Source organism: Methanobacterium sp. (genome assembly GCA_030017655.1).
In the GTDB taxonomy this organism is placed as follows: Archaea; Methanobacteriota; Methanobacteria; order Methanobacteriales; family Methanobacteriaceae; genus Methanobacterium_D.
In genome coordinates this window covers 124,350-147,264 of sequence record JASEIM010000001.1, presented here as the reverse complement: position 1 = coordinate 147,264, position 22,915 = coordinate 124,350, and the positions used below count along the sequence as shown (strand labels likewise).

The 22,915-nt window shown below is 33.2% G+C and carries 24 protein-coding genes; 5 read left to right on the top strand and 19 right to left on the bottom strand.

Going from position 1 to position 22,915, the window contains the following annotated elements; all coding sequences use genetic code 11:
- Positions 1 to 42: 42 nt before the first annotated feature.
- The 4 genes from QMD61_00715 to QMD61_00700 all read right to left on the bottom strand — a co-directional run bounded on the left by QMD61_00715 (position 43) and on the right by QMD61_00700 (position 2,089).
- Positions 43 to 423 (bottom strand): zinc ribbon domain-containing protein, encoded by a 381-nt coding sequence (locus tag QMD61_00715; GenBank protein ID MDI6723146.1) that lies wholly within the window; start codon positions 421 to 423, stop codon positions 43 to 45.
- 160 nt (positions 424 to 583) lie between these two features.
- Positions 584 to 877: a hypothetical protein gene (locus tag QMD61_00710; protein MDI6723145.1), complete on the bottom strand. Its 294-nt coding sequence runs from the start codon at positions 875 to 877 to the stop codon at positions 584 to 586.
- Between the two features lie 14 nt (positions 878 to 891).
- Positions 892 to 1,272, bottom strand: a complete 381-nt coding sequence (locus QMD61_00705; protein ID MDI6723144.1) for a DUF2769 domain-containing protein — start codon at positions 1,270 to 1,272, stop codon at positions 892 to 894.
- Between the two features lie 187 nt (positions 1,273 to 1,459).
- A complete protein-coding gene (locus tag QMD61_00700; GenBank protein MDI6723143.1) occupies positions 1,460 to 2,089 on the bottom strand; it encodes an exopolysaccharide biosynthesis protein in 630 nt (209 codons plus the stop codon).
- Between the two features lie 79 nt (positions 2,090 to 2,168).
- Between QMD61_00700 and QMD61_00695 the strand changes: the two genes are divergently transcribed.
- On the top strand, positions 2,169 to 3,440 hold the full coding sequence (locus QMD61_00695) for an alpha/beta fold hydrolase (protein MDI6723142.1): 1,272 nt from the start codon (positions 2,169 to 2,171) through the stop codon (positions 3,438 to 3,440).
- A gap of 75 nt (positions 3,441 to 3,515) precedes the next feature.
- On the opposite strand, the gene QMD61_00690 is transcribed toward QMD61_00695, so the two are convergent.
- The 5 genes from QMD61_00690 to QMD61_00670 form a co-directional block, all read right to left on the bottom strand.
- Complete coding sequence (locus QMD61_00690) at positions 3,516 to 3,875, bottom strand: hypothetical protein (protein ID MDI6723141.1); 360 nt, start codon at positions 3,873 to 3,875, stop codon at positions 3,516 to 3,518.
- A gap of 39 nt (positions 3,876 to 3,914) precedes the next feature.
- Positions 3,915 to 4,907 (bottom strand): hypothetical protein, encoded by a 993-nt coding sequence (locus QMD61_00685; protein MDI6723140.1) that lies wholly within the window; start codon positions 4,905 to 4,907, stop codon positions 3,915 to 3,917.
- Between the two features lie 43 nt (positions 4,908 to 4,950).
- Entirely contained in the window at positions 4,951 to 5,352 is a 402-nt protein-coding gene (locus QMD61_00680) for a response regulator (GenBank protein ID MDI6723139.1), read from the bottom strand.
- Positions 5,353 to 5,398: 46 nt separating this feature from the next.
- A complete protein-coding gene (locus QMD61_00675; GenBank protein MDI6723138.1) occupies positions 5,399 to 5,773 on the bottom strand; it encodes a DUF4064 domain-containing protein in 375 nt (124 codons plus the stop codon).
- A gap of 133 nt (positions 5,774 to 5,906) precedes the next feature.
- Complete coding sequence (locus QMD61_00670; GenBank protein MDI6723137.1) at positions 5,907 to 6,356, bottom strand: FxLYD domain-containing protein; 450 nt, start codon at positions 6,354 to 6,356, stop codon at positions 5,907 to 5,909.
- A gap of 400 nt (positions 6,357 to 6,756) precedes the next feature.
- On the opposite strand from QMD61_00670, the gene csa3 reads away from it, so the two are divergent.
- The 4 genes from csa3 (at position 6,757) to QMD61_00650 (ending at position 8,902) form a co-directional block, all read left to right on the top strand.
- On the top strand, positions 6,757 to 7,350 hold the full coding sequence (gene csa3, locus QMD61_00665; GenBank protein ID MDI6723136.1) for a CRISPR-associated CARF protein Csa3: 594 nt from the start codon (positions 6,757 to 6,759) through the stop codon (positions 7,348 to 7,350).
- Positions 7,351 to 7,376: 26 nt separating this feature from the next.
- A complete protein-coding gene (locus QMD61_00660; GenBank protein MDI6723135.1) occupies positions 7,377 to 7,625 on the top strand; it encodes a hypothetical protein in 249 nt (82 codons plus the stop codon).
- Positions 7,626 to 7,697: 72 nt separating this feature from the next.
- Positions 7,698 to 8,546 carry a nucleotidyltransferase domain-containing protein gene (locus QMD61_00655; protein ID MDI6723134.1) on the top strand — a complete coding sequence of 283 codons (849 nt, stop codon included), beginning with the start codon at positions 7,698 to 7,700 and terminating at the stop codon, positions 8,544 to 8,546.
- Entirely contained in the window at positions 8,534 to 8,902 is a 369-nt protein-coding gene (locus QMD61_00650) for a HEPN domain-containing protein (protein ID MDI6723133.1), read from the top strand. The genes QMD61_00655 and QMD61_00650 overlap by 13 nt, the downstream gene beginning before the upstream one ends.
- 289 nt (positions 8,903 to 9,191) lie before the next feature.
- Here QMD61_00650 and QMD61_00645 read toward each other — a convergent pair whose 3' ends face one another.
- The 10 genes from QMD61_00645 to QMD61_00600 form a co-directional block, all read right to left on the bottom strand.
- On the bottom strand, positions 9,192 to 9,515 hold the full coding sequence (locus QMD61_00645; GenBank protein MDI6723132.1) for a nucleotidyltransferase domain-containing protein: 324 nt from the start codon (positions 9,513 to 9,515) through the stop codon (positions 9,192 to 9,194).
- Entirely contained in the window at positions 9,488 to 9,871 is a 384-nt protein-coding gene (locus QMD61_00640) for a HEPN domain-containing protein (GenBank protein MDI6723131.1), read from the bottom strand. The genes QMD61_00645 and QMD61_00640 overlap by 28 nt, the downstream gene beginning before the upstream one ends.
- Positions 9,872 to 10,055: 184 nt before the next feature.
- Positions 10,056 to 11,291, bottom strand: a complete 1,236-nt coding sequence (locus QMD61_00635) for a PD-(D/E)XK nuclease family protein (protein ID MDI6723130.1) — start codon at positions 11,289 to 11,291, stop codon at positions 10,056 to 10,058.
- A gap of 36 nt (positions 11,292 to 11,327) precedes the next feature.
- Positions 11,328 to 13,667, bottom strand: a complete 2,340-nt coding sequence (locus tag QMD61_00630) for an ATP-dependent helicase (GenBank protein ID MDI6723129.1) — start codon at positions 13,665 to 13,667, stop codon at positions 11,328 to 11,330.
- A gap of 23 nt (positions 13,668 to 13,690) precedes the next feature.
- A complete protein-coding gene (locus tag QMD61_00625; protein ID MDI6723128.1) occupies positions 13,691 to 14,731 on the bottom strand; it encodes a hypothetical protein in 1,041 nt (346 codons plus the stop codon).
- 5 nt (positions 14,732 to 14,736) lie between these two features.
- Complete coding sequence (locus QMD61_00620; protein ID MDI6723127.1) at positions 14,737 to 15,255, bottom strand: DUF1802 family protein; 519 nt, start codon at positions 15,253 to 15,255, stop codon at positions 14,737 to 14,739.
- 20 nt (positions 15,256 to 15,275) lie between these two features.
- Positions 15,276 to 16,034 carry a hypothetical protein gene (locus tag QMD61_00615; protein MDI6723126.1) on the bottom strand — a complete coding sequence of 253 codons (759 nt, stop codon included), beginning with the start codon at positions 16,032 to 16,034 and terminating at the stop codon, positions 15,276 to 15,278.
- Entirely contained in the window at positions 16,021 to 17,502 is a 1,482-nt protein-coding gene (locus QMD61_00610; GenBank protein ID MDI6723125.1) for a PglZ domain-containing protein, read from the bottom strand. The genes QMD61_00615 and QMD61_00610 overlap by 14 nt, the downstream gene beginning before the upstream one ends.
- A 20-nt stretch (positions 17,503 to 17,522) precedes the next feature.
- Complete coding sequence (locus QMD61_00605) at positions 17,523 to 20,390, bottom strand: helicase-related protein (GenBank protein MDI6723124.1); 2,868 nt, start codon at positions 20,388 to 20,390, stop codon at positions 17,523 to 17,525.
- A gap of 18 nt (positions 20,391 to 20,408) precedes the next feature.
- The gene (locus QMD61_00600; GenBank protein MDI6723123.1) at positions 20,409 to 22,913 is read right to left on the bottom strand and encodes a DNA methyltransferase; all 2,505 of its coding nucleotides are present in this window, start codon (positions 22,911 to 22,913) and stop codon (positions 20,409 to 20,411) included.
- Positions 22,914 to 22,915 lie beyond the last annotated feature (2 nt).

The following is a 22,915-nucleotide window of genomic DNA, read 5'->3' as shown; positions in this document are numbered from 1 at the left end:
ACTTATTTAACAAACTATCTACTTTACCTTGTTTTTATGACTTTATCGAGTAAACTTCTTCAATAAACCATCCGCCTCTTTCAAGAGCCCTTTACCAGTATCTTTAGCTTCTTTAATGAGCTTATCCACCTCATCATCATGGGACTTTTTCTCCGGAGCCTGTAATCCGAGCCTGGTTCCGCATTCTGTGCAGAATTTAAGGTTAGCTGAAAGTTTTTTACGGCATTTTGGACAGATAACCTCCTTTGGGGCTGTTTCAATTTTAGTACCACACTCAGTGCAGAATTTTGTGTCTTTAGGTAATTGCGCTGAACAACTTGGACATTTTAATTCCTCTTGTTCCATTTTACTGCCACATTCAGTGCAGAATTTAACATTTTCTTCTATTTGAGCTCCACAGTTTGAACATTCTCTTTTTGCCATTAATATAGCCTCCACAGGATAAATCTTTGCATTCCAATAAAGATTTAACTTTTAATACCAGTTTATCTGCACATATTATTATGATTTATGATCAGTGTGGAAATAGAGTATAAGAAGGTTCTATGGTTATTTTCGGCATGTAGACCATAAAAAAATGAATTTATTCAAGCTTCTTTTGATTTAATTCAGCTTTACATCTCGCCAATTCTATTTTAGTTTGTTCTAATTGGCTCAAAGTTTTATTTAAATCTCTTTTAAGCATTAATGTCCTGATCCATAAATAAATGGCCAGTGCAAGAAGTACAATGATAATGATTATTAACAGGCCTATGGTGATTCCTGCTGCAAAAGTTGCCCAAAAAAGGCTGAATCCATAAACAGCATAAGCTATAGCTGCTAAAATCAATATTACACCTGCTATAATCAAGACAGTTTTTAAACGATCATAATTCATAAAATCACATCCCCCTAATCTCTACGCAGGTAGTAATGTCTGAGCATATCATTAACGCGTATTATATCTTCCTCATTTCTTTGACCAAATGAACAGTGGATTGAAGCTCCATTAAGACAGAAATAGCTTTCAGGACTTCCAGATTCCAGATCATTTTCTAAATAAATAGAACAATCTGTACATCTGCACTTTTCATTTACATCCAGGTCATTGCACTTTTCTTTACCAGACGCACAATACAAGGCAGGGAAATCTTCAGGCTCAACCATACCAGAACCTAGCGCTTTTTCCTGGAGCATTATCATATTATCTTTTACACACTGGCTTTTTCCCTGCACTTTGCACTTGCTGCAGAGGCATTTTCCAATATTTTCCAGGTTAAAATCAATTTCCATAAATATCCATCTAATTGGTGTTTAAAAGTTGCTATGCATGAATAAATGTTTTCAAAGAGCAGGTTAAATTCTTCTTCAAGCTCCTCCCACCCCAAATCAGACATATTATAACAACTCATTAATATTCCATGTATTATTATGATCTTTATATTATGTAATATTTTGGATATGCAAAATATTATAGATTTTAACCAAAATAAGATAATCCTGCAGATATTCCAGCCCATCCAAGTAAAATAACCGAACCAAAATAGATAATAGTTATTATAACCGCACCATAACCTGCTAAAATCAAATAACCATCACATTCTAAAGTTCCGGCAGCCAGGAGAAAAACCCCAAAAGCAGGTAAAGTATTTGTTAGTGGAACAGGTAAAGGAAACATGAATAATAACGTACTTAACAATAAAAAGAATTTATTCACCTTAGGAGTTATTAAACCTGTAGTCATCACCAAAAGACGAGGCTTAACAAATCTTTCAATATAATTAAACACACGAGATGAAATATCCAAGGCTTTAATTAAATTCTTATGGGATATTTTCTTTTTCTGGAAACGATTGGGAATTAAATCTCTGTTGAATATTATACTAATAATGAGCGTGAATATGATTAATCCAGCAATTATTCCAGTTCCAGGGATATATATGGGAATTAAAAATGGTGCTGCAAGCAGCATGGATATTATTAACTTACCCTGGTCTCCCATTAATTTTAAAAACTCTTTTAAAGTAATATCGCCCTCAGGGACTTTTTTATAAATTTCTGGCAGTACCCTTGAAAATTCGCACTGCTCACCAGGATGTTTTAAAACCATATACTATATTATATCTAAGATAATTTAATAATAATCCAGATCAAATGAATAATGAAAAATATGTAGGGGAAAATAATTTATGAGTTCATTAACTTTTGAAAATCTAAAAATAATGGCACAGGAATTTATAGACCAGCTGATTCAAGGCGATTTTAAAGAAGCGGCTGCTAAATTTGATGAACCAATGAAAACCGCTCTTGATGAAACTAAATTACAGGAATCCTGGCAAAATATAATTGCAGATATAGGTGTTCTGCTACAAATAACTCCTACACAAACAACTGAAATGGAAGACTACAAAATTATTGTTATCAAATGCCAGTTCCAACGGTCTGACGTCGATATACAGATTGTTTTCAACAAAAAGGGACAGATCAGTGGCCTGAACTTTACTCCCCTACAAACCGTTTACAATCCACCGGCTTATGTAAATGAATCCGCTTTCCATGAGGTGGAAGTGACTCTTGGGGAGGGAAAATGGGCCCTACCAGGTACACTGACAATACCTGCTGGTTCTGGACGTTTTCCAGGCGTGGTGTTAGTGCATGGCTCTGGACCGAATGATAGAGATGAGTCAATTGGCCCTAACAAGACATTTCGAGATCTGGCCTGGGGTTTAGCCTCAAAGGGTATTGCTGTGCTGCGGTATGATAAACGCACTTTCAAACATGCTAAAGAGCTTACTCCAGACCTAATAGAGAAAATGACTGTAAAAGAAGAGGTCATAGACGATGCGCTGCTTGCAGTTGAACTAATGCGTCAAACAGAAGGCATAAACCCCAAACGTGTCTTTTTATTAGGTCACAGTCTGGGCGCCACTCTTGCTCCCCGAATTGGTCAAAAAGATCAGAAATTGGCTGGATTGATTATCATGGCAGGGATAACCCGCTCGCTTGAAGAAACCATTTTAGACCAGTATACCTATCTTTACAGCCTTGAAGGCACAATGACCAAAGAGCAGAAGGCAGAACTTGAATCTTTAAAGGAGAAAGTAGCACATTTAAAGGATCCTGAAGATAAAATTTCGCGCCAGGACTTACCATTAGGAGTTCCAATAGCTTACTGGCTGGATTTACGTGAACATAATGTACTGGATGCGGCTAAGGCGTTAAAAATGCCTATTCTGGTCATCCAGGGCGGACGTGATTATCAGGTTTTGGAGGAAAAAGACTTTGAAAACTGGAAAACTGCTCTTAAACAAAAGAAAAATGCTAGTTTTAAACTTTTCCCCAAACTTAACCACCTATTCATTGCAGGTGAGGGTAAATCAACCCCACAAGAATACATGATTGAAGGCCACGTAGAAAAAGAGGTAATAGATTCAATTGTCCAGTGGATCGGGAAAATATAAATATGTACCAGTTTTTTTCCGCCATTAACATTTTTCGCCATAGTAGACTAACGAAGTAGGTAAAAAGATTGAAAATTAATTTTTCCCAATTAAAGAATACAAACGCTCTCTTTCTTTTTTTCTATCCTCTTCTGTTTCTACTTTTAAATTACCCCTAATTACAACTCCATTTCTAAATTTGATATAACCTTCTTTACCATGACCACAACAGGCATATTCCACCCCTGGTAGTTCTCCTAAACATGCATCATACCCATCAGGAGTTGGCTCTTGTCCACATCTTTTACATGGCCTATGATAATCATTATTTGTTTTTTCACCGGTATCCAAATATATCTCTTCACCTTTTTCATTTAACCAAATTTCATAACCCCTATGATACATAGAAGGAATTGAATTGCTTTTTAAAAAATATTTCAAGATTTTAGATAACATATAATCTCCATTTGATTTAAAAATTAATAAAAAATGATTTCACATCCTCAAACTCGCCCTTCTGCTAAACCTAGCCATCCCACCAACATCCTCATTTTCAACTTCAAGACTCTTAAAGAAGGATGCATGAATAACCTGGTCTTTAAATAATAGTGCTGATCCGACATAGGAGTCGCTGGCAAACCTGTAATCCCAGCCATATCCAACAGAACTATGCTTGCTTTCATTGCACTTCATAATGTCTTTAATGAATTTTCTTGCACTCTTTAGTGTGTCTACATCTTTTATTTGTTTATCTTCAGCCTGAACGAGTGCATCCAGCGCATAGCTTTTAATTAATTTTTTATGCAGATCCATATAGGCTGATTTGCGGGAAACAATATCAAAACCCATGATCTCACCTTTAATGAGTACTATCAGCCCTTTTTGATCCTGAACTCTTTCAAATGCGTTGATATAGTCGTTTAAATCCTTATTCTTGGCTTCGTATACATCTCTCATGGCGCCTGTTGGTGAACACACCTCCATTTTACTGCTTAATTGGTGAACTTCATCCCATACAGCACTCTGGTCAGACGAATAATGTCCATTTCTTTCTACTGACCTTGATACTGATGCTGATTTCACATTTCTTACCCTGTACGATGCAATTGCATCAGAATCCTGGAAATGGTCTAATTTATAGGACCACCTGCCTTCTTCAACGCAGCTTACAGAGATAATGGTCTCTGATTTCTCCTTTAGAAGTATGGATGTGTTCACAATCCTATTTTGCTTTGCGCCCACAAGCTCCTCCCCATCAAGGATCAATACTGGTATTTCTGCCTCGTTAATCACTTTAAGTTCATGTACATGGCCAGAATCATCCACTTCGGTGATTTTTAGCAGATCAAGTTCCATTGCCTCTTTTAAGGTGAAATATTCAAGCCCATTCCCATTTTTTGAAAGAATGGGGATTACTGCCATTCCCCCAAATTCCTGCACTTCGCCCATTTCAAGGCCTGAAAGGTAATCCTTTATTATTACATCCATTTCTATCACGCACCTATCCATTTCTGGTTAATTTATAAATCGATTATTTTAAATCCCCTATTTCATTCTTTAATTCTTCTGATTCAAATCCATACAGAGCTGTTTTAATGGTGTTGATTAATTCATCAGTATTGAATGGTTTTAATATAATAGCAGAGGGTTTTGTTAATTCAGCTTGTAGTTTTTCATTGAAATATGCTGTAAGGTAGATGATTGGCGCTTCCAGAACTTCCCTTATCCTTTTAGCGGTTTTTATACCTTCATTTAAAGCCTTTAAATCCGTATCAATTATAATCAGGTCTGGTTTTATTTCCAGGGCCATCTTTAAGCCATTTTCACCAGAATTTGCTGTGAATGGTTTATATCCTGACTTTAACAGGCTGTTCTGGATTTCCATTGCTATGATGCATTCATTTTCAATTAAAAGTATCCTTGAAGCTTTCATTAGACAAAACTCCTCATTTAAACTAATCACTAGTCCTTTTTCGGGTTTATTTCCTCACTAGAGCCATTAAGCCCCCAAGCACGAGAAAAATTCCCCCCAGTATATAAAATACGAATATGCAGATGAATCCAATTATTCCGCTTAGTAGCATCAAGATTCCGCCTAGCTTTGGATTCTTTTTAACCAGAATTGCCCCGATTATTCCTGCAATTGATACAATAATAGCCACAGTTCCCAAAATCATTATATCAGAGTAACCAGCAAAGTTAAAGGCTTCTCCAAAGCTCCCAACGATTAATGCCCCTATACCTCCAACCAAACCAAAGAATCCCCCAAGAATCCCGAAAACTAATTCCATAGTTCTTGAAGGTTTTTTGTTGTCCTCAATTATTCCATATCCCTCTTTTACTTCTTCAACCATAATTTCACCTCAAAAATCTTCGATTTTTGTGGCACTCAAAATCCATGATTTTGGTGCATCGAATCTTTGATTTCGAATGTTCGGAAATTTTCTGAATTTCCTCAACCTCAAAAAGATAAAATAAAAGTATAATTTATACTTGTAGTGTGGTTCTATAGATTGCAGATGAATCATCGCCGCCAGAAAATGGTCCATCAAAGACTAAAAGCTCTACTTTAGAAGGACTTCCTGCATCTGTTCCTAAGTAATCATTAGTTGAAAATTTAACTTTTTGTCCGGATTTAAGGTCATTCATATTCCATGCAAGTGAATTTCTTTCAATCACTGCTCCGCTGGAGTCATACCAAACTGTAACCATTTCAAGGTAGCTGATATCCTTATTAGGAGTTAATTCTCCTTTTATAGCATAACCACCATATCCTTCATTGCTTACCTTTAAATTTTCAATTTTAAAATGTGCTTCTGCACTTGTGGATGGATTTGATGAACTTGTTGTGTTTGTTGAAGAATCAGTGCATCCACTTATAGCCACAACACCTGCAACTAAAAGTATTCCTAATATAACTAAATATTTATTATTCATTTTTTACCTCCTCTAATTTTTTGGTTATTAAAACCAAATTATGGTTTTAATAAGGATTCTAAATTGAAAAAATGCAAAAATCTCAGTTCTATTGTATTAAGAAATTTTATTTTTCCAACTCCTCCACGTTAATCCAACATTATATTTGCACTCGGAGTATATAAATGTATATGTTTTACATTTACAAATATAATAAATACTATAAAAAATAGAATAAAAACATAAATAAGATGTATTTAATATCATATTTACATATATCATATATAAAAACACCGATTTTAAAGGTTAAATATTTAATTTAATGGTTAATCATAGAAAAGTATATAAGGCTTAATACATAGGACTAAAACAATGATAAAAAGTGTTTACTTTTTAACTCCTGACATAGGAATATGATATTATGGATAACACCCTAATTTCAACCATCTATTCAATTGAACCAGTGATGTTCTGCATTACCCAGTTTGCACCAAAAAAAATAGTTCTACTAAGGGAAGAAGATTCCAACAAAAAACAAAGTGAAGCAGAAAGAATGCTCAAGGAAACAGTTGGAAAAGTAATGGAACTTGAAACAAAAATCACAAGCCTATATGACGTTGTAAGGATAGCAGAAGACACAGCAGATGTAATTGAATCTGAACACGCCCATGGAAGAAAGGTAATTGTAAACGTTAGCGGCGGAAGAAAACCACAAGCCCTCGGCGCTCTCTTTGGATGTTATGCAAGACACGACAGGGTAGAACGCATCGTCTATGTTACAGAAGAAGATAAAGAAATCATAGACCTCCCCATCCTAAACTTCGGAATCTCACCAACAAAAAGAATAATACTCGAGGAATTAAGTCAAAACGGAATATCAGTACAAAACCTTGCAATAAAAGTGGGGATAAGCAGGGGAATGACCTATAACCACATAAGAGAACTAAGGGAAATGGGCTTTATAGACCGGAATAAACTTGAAATTACTACTGCAGGGCGCCTGGCGATAATTTAAAATCATTCTTACTATATGGTGAGAAGATGATAGAATTAGAAGAAGCGGAGATCAAGGCAGCTTACAAGCTTCTAAAACCCATAAAAAATGGGATGGTAACAGTCGTCTTTAGAAACAGGCTTGGAGAAATAATAGAAGAAGACGATGACGATATTCTCCTTGATATTGAAGAAGAATTAATCAACCAGGGCTGGATCCATCAGGACCTGAAAAGCAGGCTTTTAACACCTACTAAAAAGCTTCTGGCTCGTTATGGGCAGAATATAAATCATTAATGTCCTCAAATAGTATGAATGTAATCTTTTTTTAAACAAAAATATTTATATATGGTTCTATAATTAGAACATATGGTACTAAAATTAGAACAATTTAATCTGGAGCATCTGGCAACTAAAAATACCATAAAGATACTCAGATTTCTTATTCTAAAACCATATCTTTCTTTTGGCCTTAGTGAATTATCAAAAGAACTTAATATTTCCAAATCAAATGTTTTACGGATTTTAAAAGTTTTAACCCAATACAATCTAATTTTAGAACAAAAAAGCAGTCGCAAAAAAGTTTATAGGATAAATTATGAGATGAATGCGGTTAAAATCATGTGGAAACTATTTATGGATGAAGAAAGGCAAAATATAGATATTAATTTTAAAAACGTTATCGATCTTTTATACCATCAAGTTAAAAATGATGTTGAATTATTCATAGTCTTTGGAAGCGTCGCTCAAGGCTTAGCAACACAAAAAAGCGATATAGATATCTGCATCGTTACTAAAAAATCAATAAATATAGATAGGTTCGAATTCTTACCCCATAGATTTGAAATACACGAGTATAAATGGGATGACATTAAAAATCCAGTAGACTTTATTGTTCTGGAAGCCCTTTTAAATGGTATCGTATTTAAGGGAAATATTTTAAAAATCATCGCTGAAATACGTTCCTTCGGAAAGCCTTACGTTATCTATCGTGTTGAAAAAGCCAAAGAATTCTTAAATAAGTCAAAATCGTTAGAAGGTGAGGCCAGAACCTATTATGAGAGAATGGCCGAGATAACAATAGGTGAAGTCAAATCAATTGTTGTAAGGGGAAAGACCATACCCAAGAAAAAAATAATCCTTGAAAATATAGAAGAGGAAATTAAATGGCTTGAAAATGTAATATCACGTGAAGGTGAGGAAATATGGTTAATTTAGATATGGATAGGGCAAAAAAGTTGTTAAAATCAGCAAGGGATCTATATGAACAGGGAGATATGGCTGGTGTGGCAGGACTAGCATATGCAGCATTTGAATCTGCCACAATGACTTTAACAGACAAAATTAATGGGAAAGATTATAAAAGTCATAATTTAAGAAGAGAAAGAGCAAAAGAATTGCTTAAACGAAACCAGGATAAAATAGATTTACTATGGGAAATCCGGAACATTGATTTTTATGGTAATGTGAAAATAGGGGCCCCTAAAAGAGAAATTACAGAAAAAGAGGTTCAAAACGGTTTAAATGCCGTTGAAAAAATTATTGAAGAGATAGAAAAAATTTTAGCAGAATAATCAAGATTTCTATAAAATCCGAAATAGTTACCGTCGTCTTTAGAAACAGGCTTGGAAAAATAATAAAAGAAGAAAATAATATTCTCCTTGATATTGAAGAAAATTAATCAACCGGGGCTAGATCCATCAGGACTTGAAAAGCATGCTCTTAACTCCTACTAAAAAGCTTCTGGCTCGCTTTGACTAATGAAGTTTTTGTAAATTATTTAATACTTTTTTATCTCTATAATATTGCTTTTTCTGGGAATTTATCCTCTAAAATTATGCCTTCTTTTAAGGCCTTCGAAATCTATGATTTCGTGGCCACAAACACTCCGTGTTTAAGGGCTTCACTAACTATTCCAATTTCAAGTTTTTTCTTTTCGAATTCTTCAGGAGTATACGGCAGGATATCCACATCCTGGTCAAGATTCCAGAATAAGAGAACCTTTTCAATTCTTTTAAGAAAATGTATTCCTTCAAATTCTTGGCTTACAATAATAAAATCATAGTCACTCTCTTTTAAATATTCATTTCTAGCCCTGCTTCCAAATAGAATGATTAACTGAGGATTAAAATTCTTTTTAACTTGATTCAAAAAATTATTTAGCTCTTTAACTCCTGCTCTACCCATTTTACCACGCCTTTTGCGATTTTTAACCGTTCTCTTGCTATTTCATCGTCATAAAGTTCATAAGGAACTCCATTTGCAGCATCAGGGTAACGAGTTATGACGAAATCGGGGCTTAACTTTCTGAGTCCACTTAAAAATTCATCTGGAATCTTAACGCTTCTTCCTAAAAAGAGTAATGAATGTGTTGGACCAGAGGATTCTTTGAGTTTATGGATATAAAGTGCTTTAAGTGCTTTTTCAGCCGCTTGTTGAGATAGAAAAGCAGCAACATAATATTCTTTTATTTCGAGGTTCTTAGAGGCACTTTCCAGGTCTTTCAGGGCCTGTTTCCACCAGTTAGAAACTTCTTCTCTCATTTTAAACATCTAATATGCTAGTTTTAGAATTAATTTTTAATATCTCAAACATCTTACCCAAATGTCCACTATGTACATATTGTCCATTATGTACTAAAAACCTTTTTTTGAACATATGTCCCCAAAATAATCATAATATTAATAGTGTATTCAAAAAACTTGAGAAACATTTGAATTAAGTAATTCATGGAACTGTAAGCACATTCTTCCTACTTTCAGATTTCCCACAGAACGTCCTAAAGTCGCAGGCATCACACGTTCTCTTATCAGGATTTGGAATCCATGAAGATTTTATTCCCTTGCCATGAACTTCACAGACGATGCTGTTTTCAATTTCTGCCACTACTTTGTCGAATTCATTAAGAGAATTGTTGATGGATTCATTTTCGGTCATGATAAAACGTATGGATCTTTCGTTTTTAAACACCTGCAAAAACTTCGTTTTTGCGGCATCAAAATCTTTGATTTTGAATGTCTCAGATAGATCAGGTGCTTTTGATTTTGTATTCCATTTAAGGAGATTATTTAAATCATTTCCCAATGGCATAATATCGGTGCTTTCATCTTGAACTTCATCTTTAAGCAGCTTCAAATCCTCTTTAAATAGAGATAATTCATTAAGATAAAATAAAATTCCAGTTAAAACTGGACGTGACTCTGGCTGCATTGAGCGGAGCCATGAATAGGTTAAAACCTGCCACTGGTGATGCTGCCATGAAGGAGAGTTAACAGGAGGCCTTTTCATACCTTTATAATCTACAATAATCTCGTATTCTGGAGAATCCAGTTTTTCGATTCTTTCTTTGTATTCCGGGTCTTTATGCAGATATTTAATAATTAAATTCTTTTTGGAAGCTTCTTCTATTTTTACAGAGCTTAAAACGTCGATTATTCCAGTTACACCGTAATAATTTGAACGGCTTACACCTTTTTTGTATCCCGGCATGTCCCTAATACCTTTAAGCCTAACCTCAGCATCATCGATCAATTGGAAAAGGTGCGGACCCCAAGTATTAATCGCAGCTTCTGCCCTAACACTCGCAACAAGCTTATGGGGGTGCTTATGATCATCACAAAGCCCCTGTATATCATTAGGTTTTTGGAATGGGCAGAACAAATTTGCAGGTGGCTGCAATCCCCTTGATCTCATTCTCTTATCAATTTCAAGTTCTATTATCCTGATTTGATTTTCCCAGTCCCATGGAAAATCATTCCAATCCTTATCTCTCCAACGAAGATATGCTTCCTCCATTACGCCGTGAATAAAATCACCAAACCATAACTGTATAGGCATGGAAGGAGGTAGCGTTCCCTTGTTTTGATACCTGTACTGCAATCCACATGTTAAATAAGCTAATAAATCTCCAGTTAGGCTGTATTCTGGGATTATATATGGTTTTGATCTTACTGAAAGCGTCATATTTTTCCACCTTTTACTAAATCAACTTTAATACTCTTAATCCTTTATTATTCCCATCTCTATCCCAAGTGTGGCCACATTAGGGATATATCGAGGAGTTCCATCCTTCAATCTGTATCCATTAATCACTGAATTTAAACCAATCAATAACAGTACATCCTGCGCCCTGCTGAAGGCCACAAAGTACTGTCTGATTAAATCATCGAAAGCCCTGTCTCTTCCTTCCCTATCTGGAGCGCCTAAAGGACAGTATAATCTTAATTCATCTTCAAGTGTGCAGGATTTTCCTCCATCTTCTGGAAATCTCTTAAATGCTTGTGCAGGGTAACTCTGCCGGAAATCAGAGCCCACATCAACAATAACCAGTGGAAACTCCAATCCTTTGGCCTGGTGAATGGACATGAAACTTACCCTATCATCAGGAAGAGTTTCTAAGAGATCCTCATCAACATCAATAGCACCTGTAGCAATGGGCACAAAAATATTCCAGTAGGCTTCTTTTAGCGAATATTCCTCTAATTCAGGATATTTTTCATCAAAAACTATTTCAGAGCCATAATTACTGAAAAAACCAGTTTGGGCAATGGTTCTAGTTACAGCTTCAAGGTAGACCAATCCTTCAACATCATCTTGAAGCACTGGAATCCATGTAACTAATTTATAAACTAAATCCATGAGTGGAACATCTCTTTTCCATTTTCTTCTGCCAAGTGGTGTTCTTGTTTTCCATGCATCAACAAAGTGTTTAAGATTTACTGGTTCGGCTGGTTCAGGGTTTTCTTCAACATACTTTTTGGCTGCTTCACGCCATTTACCAAACCTATACTTTGCAGAGCGTGGCAATTTTTCTATATTATCTTGAACAAGACCTTCAGGATCAATACACTCTAAAATCAAGCCACATAGGATGCTAACCCAGTAAATCCGCTCTAAGCTCTGGCCACGAGGGTTAAACACAGAAATTGCAGGATTAACTTCCATCAGTTTTTCACGTAGCCTTAATGGTAATCTAGGTTTGCCTCCAAAGTTTCTCTCCCTTGGAGAGCTTAAAAGAAGAGAAATATCTGTAGGGGAGCCTTCTTTTGGATCAGCTTGAATATTATAGACCCTCCCCTTATATTCAAATTCATAGCCATCTTCATAGATCACCTGATGAATAAATTTTGCCAGGTCTTCAGCTAAAGTGTGAATATCTCTTCTAAACATTCCCAATACTGGAAAATCGGTAAAATCACCGGATCTAGCAGGTTCAATTGGTGGTTTACCTTCAACTCTTGCAGGCTGGAATTTTACATCTAAACAAGCGAAATCGTTGCATAAATCAACCACACATTCGGTGGAACGGTAATTTTTAGAAAGATTAATAAGATCATGAGTAATATTTAGCTCATTTTGAATTCTTTCCTTGAAATTAGTGAATAAATCAACAGTAGCGCCTCTGAATCTATAGAGAGACTGGTCATCGTCGCCCACAACAATAATACTGCCTTTATTTTCAATTGCAGCTTTTGCAAGGTGGAAATAAATCTTTTCTTGAAGTAGATTAGTGTCCTGGTATTCGTCCACTAATATTAGTTTGATGTCTTTAAGGAATTTGTCCAGTTTCCCATCTTGAAGCTTGTTTAAGAACTCCTGCTCCAGCATGGCAAAATCATAAAGTAATTTATCTTTCAATTCGTTGATGTAGTCTGCAATGGCATCACAGGCTAATTTACACCCAGGATCATCATTTTGATCCCTAAAAGCATAGAAATCAACCTGATCATGATAGAACCTGTCTTTAATTTCTAAGAGAATCTTACTCATTTCAGAAGTGTTAAAACCAAATTTAGTGCCTCTTAAATTAATTAAATATTCTCTTAGATCCTCTTCATGATGTCTTTCTTGACTAAAAAGGCCAATGCGCATCATTAGAGCATTTGCCACAAAATCTTCAACTACAACTGGAGGTGCAGCTCCAGGATCACGATGATTCCTTAAAATATCTTCAGAGATGCTGTCCAGGGTTCCTGTGATTATCTGGTTAAAATCAAGTCTTTTTAAATCGTTATGAATTGCTGAATAGGATGAATCTTGTAGTAGATATTGTCTTATCTGGTCGCCCCAGCTTAGGATTCTTGATCTTAGTTCTGCAGCAGCTTTACGGGTGAATGTTGTTGCAAGGATGCTTGAAGGATGAATATCATCAACATAGATAAATTTAAGGATTTTTAAGACCATGACTGTGGTTTTTCCACTTCCAGGGCCTGCAACAATGAATTGGGATTGGTTTATTGGTGCGGAGATGGCTTTGTTTTGGTCTGGGTTTGTTTCTTTTTTAATATCTCTTTTGAGGTTATTCACTACGATTTGTTCGAATTGTTGCCATTCTATCACTTAATGCACCTGATTTTTAAAGTTTATCCATTTATGGTTTCAACTTCATCCAATACTTCTCTTATCAAATCCCTGTATTTTGGAACAATTTTATAATTATCTTTAATTTCTCCTTCATTTCCATAAGGCATTTCAAATTCTAAGATTTGCCTTAAGTGATCATTACTTTTCTTTGTTATATATTGGGATACATTACTCAATAAAGTTCCAGCATGACCTATATTATTTCCAAAACCATAATCATTATAAAATTGCTCTTTAATCTCATTTCTATTGAAAAATTCATCTTCAGAAAGCAAAATTTCAAAGAATGCGATAAGACGAGGAGTTAAATTAGATTCACGGGTAAATGACTGATATAATTTATCTTTAAGTTCATCATTTGGGTAATTACCTTTTTTGAGTGACCACCAAGGAGTATTATAACTCTTATCAACTTTTTTTACCTTTTCGGCCTTTTTCTCAATGTAATCCTCTACACCAGGTGTTGGTATAAGTACTTCTGAATCAAGAAATATTGTATCATCAGTATATTTATAGGGAGTTAATTTTACCACTTTAATGTCTATTCCATAATCTAATAACCATAATGAAGCTTTAAGAACATCCTGATGGAACTCTTTAGATACTATAAACATTCTTTGTTTCTGATTTAATTTTTCCAAATCCTCTTCTACAAATTCTTCTATCTTCTCCTTTGCGTTAGAATCTTCATTTCCAGATTTCTTAAGAAATGTTTCATACATATCAATTATATCTGGAAAAGCGTATTCAGAAAACTGTGCTGCATATGTAATAGCCTGCCAATAAACATCCCTACCTGAATCATCCCTCTTAAGCTCAATAATTACTAAATTACCATTTTTATCCAAAGCAATTAAATCTGGCTGCCTTCCAGAAGGTAATAAAATTTGTTCAGAAATAATGAGAAGATTCTCTTTTAAAATGGAAGGGTTATCTTTAACCCAAACTTCAATATCAAATCTTTCTTTAACTTGTAACTCGCTAAAATTAACAATTTTTAACTGATTCACTTCTCTACTTTTAAGACTTATTTTATACATTAACATCACTTATTTAATATTTTAATTAATTTAGAGAATTCATTATCACTTAAAACAGGTTTAATGCCTTCTAAAGAAACTTCTTGATCTAAATTAGCAAATAACATTCCTTTTGTCCTTCCAGCCATAACTGGTTCTTTTAATTTATAAACCTTTAAAATCCATACATAGGCTTTTTGTTTACCTAAATATGATTTAACATGTTCATTTGCCCAAATATGATATTTTCTCAATGATCCAATTTTTTGTGGGGATTTTTCAATTACTTTTTCTACTTCAGCAAAATATTTTACTTCTATTTTACTATCCTCTTTTTTAGGGAGAGCATTTTCCTCAACAAAAGATTTATATTTACTTTGAAAATTATCTAGATAATCATCCTTAATTGTATAGCTAACGGTAGGATAAAAAATAAATTTATCGTTTGTTGTCCCGTATTTTCTTATTATAATAGACTGTTTTTTCTGTCCTAATGCTTCTATTATGGCATTCCATTCATTTAGACATTTTTTTATTTTCTGCATATTAAATACCCCTTTAATATTCATATTTTCTTAAAAACTTTAATTAATGTTTCTGAATCCCAAAAAAATTGATCATGAAACGTAACCACTTTTTGACCTAATCTAATACTGTATTCCCATAATACCGAATTATATTTTTTAGCAATTGTATTTACATCAGGTAAATCATAATATAAAAATAAATAATCCTCCAAATCGTCTAAATTAATTTGAGGAGACTTTTTGAATTCTTCAGAATATAATTTTAAGAATAAACAAAAATTTAATTCATCTAATGTAGTTTTTCTGGTCCAAATATATTCTTTTCCCTTTTTTTCTAATAATCCAAAGCTAACTAATGTACTAATCAAATTTCTAATGGATCTAGCTGAGATATCTTTTTCACCAAACTTCTCTATTACTTTTTTTCGCAAAAAAGTGTAATTTATTGGATTATCATGTCCATAGATGTCTTTAATCATTTTAGTTAAAGTTCTTAACATAGGAGATCGGAAAAGAAGTTGATATAACAATAGAGGTTCAATGGATTCCAAAGGATATTTTTTAGCTATGTGAATAATTGGAACATCTTCTACAACTTTTCCTTTAGAATTATCATGAGTTTTTAAATAATAGCGACTTAAAACAGTTATAACTTTTCTTTTACCGTCTTTTCCTTCTAATTCCCAGATTAAATTATGGAGATCTTCTTTATGGTCTGAAATTTTATCCCCAATTTCAATTTCCTGGATAACATTATAAATCCACTCTGGTTTAAGTGGCCTATCAAATCCTTTCATTGGATTTCACCTCAATAAATGGTAAAACAACTTCTTCTATGGATATTCCCCCATGTGTAAGTCTAGAATTTTTTTCTCGGCCTAACATGGAGTTTCCAGTCATTAAAAGGATATATTCTTCACCCATTATTTTTTTAAACTGAATTATAATTGAATTTTCATCTTTGTATTCTTTTAAGATATTTTTATGTTCTGATATTAAATATCGGAGAGCTTTTTCATTAACTAACTTTTTAGGAACATTTATTCCATTTCCCTGTGAAAAAATATTCCCATGGTCAGAGCATAAATAAACTTTAAATCCTTTTTGGACTAATGAATCAAGGAACATGTCGAGTTTGCTATTTCTTAATAAAGTTTCCATACTATTAATGAGTAAATTTTTATCCATTAATTTATTGTGCACTATCTCATCTACAAATGAAAAAATAATTCCTAAGGCTTCATAATCTTCAAAAGCATAATCTTCAGGTACTTCGTCTGGTTTTGAGAATCTATTGAAGTAAACATCATTTTCATCAATATTATGATTACTTAAAGCTTCTTTAAACAATTCTTCTTCAATTCTAAGATTAGATTTCTTTTCAGGTATTTCTAAGGGCACTAATCCCGAAAATAAAGCTCCTCTGGAATATCCTGTTTCACTAGGAAGAATAGAAAAAGAATATTTAACATCAAACTCTAAATTAGTATTTTCTTTTAAATATTCATAAATTACCTGCCATTCCTCAAATCCCATACAATCAAAGCATATAAGAGCAATTTTTTCATCTATTTTGATGATATTTAATAGATTGGAGTTTAAATGAGACTTTGTATCAAAAGTAAGATCCTCATAATCATTTAGGATAAATTTAATAAATTCTGATTGGATTTTATTAATCAAATCGTCTATTTCTAGGGAAAGGTTATTTTTATGAACTAAATACATGATTTCTCCATATATATTCGCGATCTTGCCCCAATTCGAAGAATTGATATTAAATGATTGTTTTTTAAGTTGTTCTGTTAATTCATATGCTTTATATTTGGAATCATCTTCAGTTAATGCCATATTCTTTAAAAATGTTTCTGTATCTTTTTTGGATAGCTGTTCAAAGAAATCGTCTTTTTTCTTTAAATAATGTCTATAAATTTTCTGATAATCATTAAAGGAAATAGAAGAAACTATCTCTTCATTTAGATATGGAAAAATATCTGAAGGCCCAATTTTGATTTGTGCATGATTTGAGAGAAGATCATAGGGTAATGCTTCTTTATCATTAAAAACAATCATGAGATTAGTGAAATTTTCTCTAAGGATTCTTCTAAGCCTAATTTCATTTTCAAAAGTACAAATATAGTATTTTTCACTAATTTTATTTTTAATATCCTGATAATCTATTAGATGGGTGGGATCGATTACAAATAGAACATCTACATTTAGATCCTCGATTAAGGTGATTATCTTTTCATACCACATTTGCATTTGAACCCTCTAAAACACTCTTATTTAAAAAGTACTCTTGCTGCTTGGAAGCATTCAATTTCAGGGAATAACTCGGATTCTTTTTTTAGTTCAAGCATACGTTCAGATCTTTCTTTTTTCAATTCTTTCATCCGGCCCTGGCGAATGTTATCAATCTTAATTTCTTGGATGGCATGTTCTTTTTGCCTGTAATATTGTCTTATTTTTTCCAAATCTTCTTCAATTTTAGATTTAATGTTTTGTTCAAATTCCCAGAATATATTTTCTGCTAATTCATTTGCCTGCTTTTCTGCTTTAGAATAATAATCAGATATATCAGTATGTACGGTATTTTCTGTATCTAAAAGATTTAAATCACTCATGTCACTTAAATAATCAGATATTCTCCTATTAAATCTCAAATTATCATCAATGAATACTGTCAGGACATGCTGTTCATCTATATTAAAATTATTGGAGATAGTGAATAGGAAATTGAATAAGTAACCTTGAGTACCTTCAAAATTGCTATCTTCTATGCTAAAGGATGATGTTTTCCCCATATTTTTAGCTGCAAGAAGTGATTCATTTAAATAAGGATGTTTAAAGGATAAAAGATCAGCATCCTCTTCATCTAAAGCTTTATTCTGTTCAAAAATGACTTTAGAAAAGTGTTTAGGAAATACGTCTGTTTTAAAATCATTTTTAAAATAGAATACTCCCTCTTTATTCTGGTATTCTTTTAATTCCAGTCCTCTTTTTTCTAAGAATAAATCTGTGAATCTCTGTATTTTTGTAGAGATTCGTCTAATATCTTCTACATCAAATGACTTTAAGTTTTCATCATCAGAGAAGGGAATTAGAATATCGTCTTTTTCCAGAACATCAGTGGCTTTCTGGAACATTAAATCAGATATTTCTTGAAGTTCTTCATCATTAACCTTATTTTTGACAATGTAATCAATATACAACTTATCGAAGCTAAATTCTTCATCTAAGGTAGTTAATATGTCATGAAGTTTATCCTCACCAAACTGTTTTTTAACTATCTCCAGTTTTCCTTCAATGGTATCCCTGACATATTCTTCAATAGTGTCTGAAAGGACAAAATTAACCACAATAACGTCTTTATCCTGGCCTATACGATCTACCCTACCAATTCTCTGTTCTATCTTCATGGGATTCCACGGTAGGTCATAATTAACCACTACATGACAAAATTGCAGGTTGATACCTTCTCCACCGGCATCTGTTGACACCATTATTTGCGCAGATTCTTTGAATTTGGTTTTCTGTTCTATCTTTTCCTGAAGACTTAATTTACCATTAATGTAAGCTGTTTTATATCCAATTCTTTCCAAAGATTCAATGATATATTTTTGAGTTTCAATAAACTCTGTGAAAATTAAAATCTTTAAATCCTTATCATTTTCAGTTCTTTTAAGTTCATCAATTATTTTTATAAGTTCCCGCATTTTGGCATCATTTCTTCCAATAACTGCATTTTTAGCCAGTTCGATACATCTTGTAATGATACTTATTTCCTTTTTAACTAAATGAGGATTATTGAGGATGGGAACAATCTTTTCTAAATCATATAATTGTTGTTCACCGGGAACATCAAAGAAATCATCAAGAGAGTATTCCATAACCATTTTAGCTTGCTTTGTTAAGGTTTTAATGGTAGCTAATCTTCTTTCTAAAGATTTTAAAACTGCTTTAGAACTACTGGAAACAATACGCTGATAAAGCATTAATAGAAAGATTAGAATATTATTATTTTCTTGTCTAGCATGATCATAATATTCTGAAACATAATTAACAACTTCTTGATATAGTTCTTTTTCAGGATCATCTACTCCCATTTCCCATTTAATCTTTCTCAAAGTCGTTATTCTTTCTTTAAATAATTTATCTCCATTAAAATCAATACTGGCTCGTTTACGATTTTTAACTGTTATTTTTTTCACATTTTTAGGTTTCAAATCTTCTATGCGATTAAAAGTGTAGGGATCCACTAATCTCAAGAGATTCTTGAAAACATCCGGTTTGCCCTGATGAGGAGTTGCTGTTAAAATCAAAAATATAGGCACAGAATCGGATAATGCTTTACCCAATTTATAACGGGCTGTTTCTTCTGTTCCATCAGCTTTTGCTAATTTATGAGCCTCATCTATTATCACCATATCCCAGCCAGCATTCACACAATCCTCAAATACAAACTTATTGTGTTCGTCTCGCCGATTCTTCTCACGTTCGGATAGATCTGAATGACTCTTCCGAGGCTTTAAAAAATCAATAGAAGTTATAACATTATCAAATTTGGTCCAGACATTAGTTTCCAAACCATAAAGTTGTTTAAATGATTTAAAACTATTCCCATCAAAAATTGAGAAATCTTCTGAGAATTTAAGTTGTAATTCATCTTTCCATTGCTGAGTTAAACCAGCAGGAGCTACAATAAGCACTCTTTTTACAATATTTCGCAGTTTTAGTTCTTCCATTACCAGAGCTGCTTCAATAGTCTTACCTAACCCTACTTCATCGGCTAAAAGACAGCGAGGTCTAAATTGATCAATTACAAAATTAAGGGCCAGTAATTGGTGAGGCAGAGGTTTTATTTTAAAGTTAACTGGTGAAAGAGCTTTCTCTTCCGAGGCTATAGCCTTAAGTGAATGGGCTAAATAATTCAATTTAAAATCAAGGGTTGGAGAGAATCTAGAGTTTGATAAAAGGTTTAAAGGAGTTTCAATTGGTTTAATATCATCCCCTTTAATCTCAACTGTTTTGCAGACATCTTCAAAAAAGATTTTGAAATATTCTTCTGAGAATATTTCTCTTTTAGAGATTATGGTCCCCTCACCATATTCTAAGTACAAATCACTTAGTATTTTGTCCCCGATTTCCATGATAAAAACTCCTGAAACTTACTCTTCTCCGGATGTTTTTATACGGGCGATGTCTATGAAATCCATAATTTCTCCACTGGATTCCAGGGTGCTGGCGTATAATTTGTCGGCAATGGTTAGTATGTCTTGGTAACGACCTTCCTGGTAGCATTTGGTGAATCCATGGACCAAGGCTTCTCTTCGTATGTTTTTGATTTTTCCTTTCTGTGTTTTAGCCTGGTTGAGGAGTTTTTCAAATGCTCGGTCCAGTTCTTTTTCTCTGTTTTTATTGATTTCCTCTTTTTCCTGTTGATTCAGTGGACGTCGGTATTTTCCATTTTCAATGATGAAGTTATTATCTAGGATTTCCCGGAGTTCCGGGATTACATCATCAGATTTTTGAGAAATAGGATTGAATGCAGATAATATTTCACTGAAATCCTTTGGTTTATTCAAGAAATTATAAATCCATGTCAGAGCAGATTTTTCATCAGTTACTACTAATACTTGCTGACCGTCTAAGACTTCTTTTAACTGATCTAAGCTTAGGCCACTTTTCCATTCATTATATTCTTTAACTTGACTATCTGTGAACCAATAGCCATCTAATTCAGTTAAATTATCACTAAGAAGTTGATGGAAATTTGTAGAGTTAAATCTGATTTTGAATCCATTTTCTACGTAATGTGCAAGGGTTTTTGAATATAACATTTGTTCAGTTCGACCTATATTTGGTCTGATGGGTAAATGTTCAAGTATTTCGGTGATGAAATCAATTTCCATATTTTCACCAGCATTTGCTATAAAACGCCTAGAAAATTCCTCTTTAGGTTTATATGCATTAATAATCAAATCATTTTTCACAGCACCCGCCGAAGTGACTTGTTTGAAACTACCTTGTTGTTTATCAAGAGTTGTGACTTGCTCTATAATGAAACCAGCTCGATTAACACTTTCTTGTATAGAATTCCACACAGAAGCCTTTGAATTATGAAAAACTATTGTTATCCAACGCTTAGGTTTAAGAATTCGATACATTTCTTTAAAACTTTGTGTCATTAACTCTGTATATTCATTTAAAGCTTTATTTTGTGTTTTATTGATAATTGCTTCTTTATTGTTGTTTGTAAACACTTTTAACCAAGATTCAGTTATTAAATTTAGTTCAGAATACATCAAATTTGAACCAAATGGAGGATCAGTGAAAATATAATCAACAGAATTATCTTTCAATTTTAACATTGTAATAGAATTAATTGATATTGAACTATTTTCCGTTAAACATTTATTTAATGATTTTAATGGATTTAAAATTCCTCTTTGTCCTTTTAGTTTCCTTTTTAAGTATTCTAATACATTTAATTCTTTCATCATTGATGGGACATATAAAGTTCCAGATACATTTCCAGTCCTTGATCCGTATCTTGACATTCTTGAATTGTTTACGAGTAAAATTAAGAGCATTATTTTTAAATTAGTATCTTTAATTTTTTCCCAAATGCTACTTAAAACCCACAGATTTCTTTTTGTATAAAAATGATGTATGTTAGTTATTCCATGAGATCTTTTAGGCTGTTCTGTGTTGAAACCATTAGGAAGCTCATTAGTAGGATACCAAAACGGAATTTCCATTTCGTTAATCTTTTTTAATATATTTAAGTCATGTTTATCAGGTACTTTCTCAAATTTTTTCTTACCTAATTTATAGTTTATTAACACAGGAACTTGTTTTGCTTGAGAAATTTTTTTCCTTAATGAATTATCAAAGAACTCTTCGAACGCCCTTTTTGAACTCTTTTTAGTGATTTTTGCGTCACATTCAGGACATAAATAATCACTTTTAACTTTTTTAGTTTCTTTAATTACTGCAGCATCCCAAAAAACGTATTCTGCATTACAATAAGGACAAATTAAAACATCACTCCAAACTGTATAGTTAATTACACCTTTTTGATAACTTTTATCATCAGAAAAAATACCATTTGATTTAGAATCAAAGCCTCTATGATATGTTTCATACATCCAGCCACATTCCTTTTCTACGGCTTTTATAATCTCATTAGCTTTTTTTTCAAATTCTTTAGGATGAACCGGATTATTATAATTATATGCAATGAAACTGGCGACAGTAGAAATATCTGATAAAATCGCTTTTCTATTACTCATTTGGGCAGCGACTCCAGTCATTCCACTACCACAAAACCCATCAAAAACAATATCGCCAGGTTCGGTGTAATGTTCAATGAAGGGGATAATTGCTTTATGTGGTACTTTAGTATGGTATGAAAAAGCATTATAAATGGAAGAGTTTTTTCCTTCACTCACATTCGCAATAAATGGTTTCCTTTTATAATCATCATTCTCTGGATCATAATGAGTTCCGTATTCTTCAATAAACTCTTCAATATAGGGATTAGGACAAGCAGTATAAAATGGAGGGTCAGAAAGGGCTAGAATATCTTCATCTTCCCCTATGGGAAAACCATCAATATCTCTAACTGAATCCAGTAGTTCTTCTAATGGTTTAACAGATTTTTTATCCATTT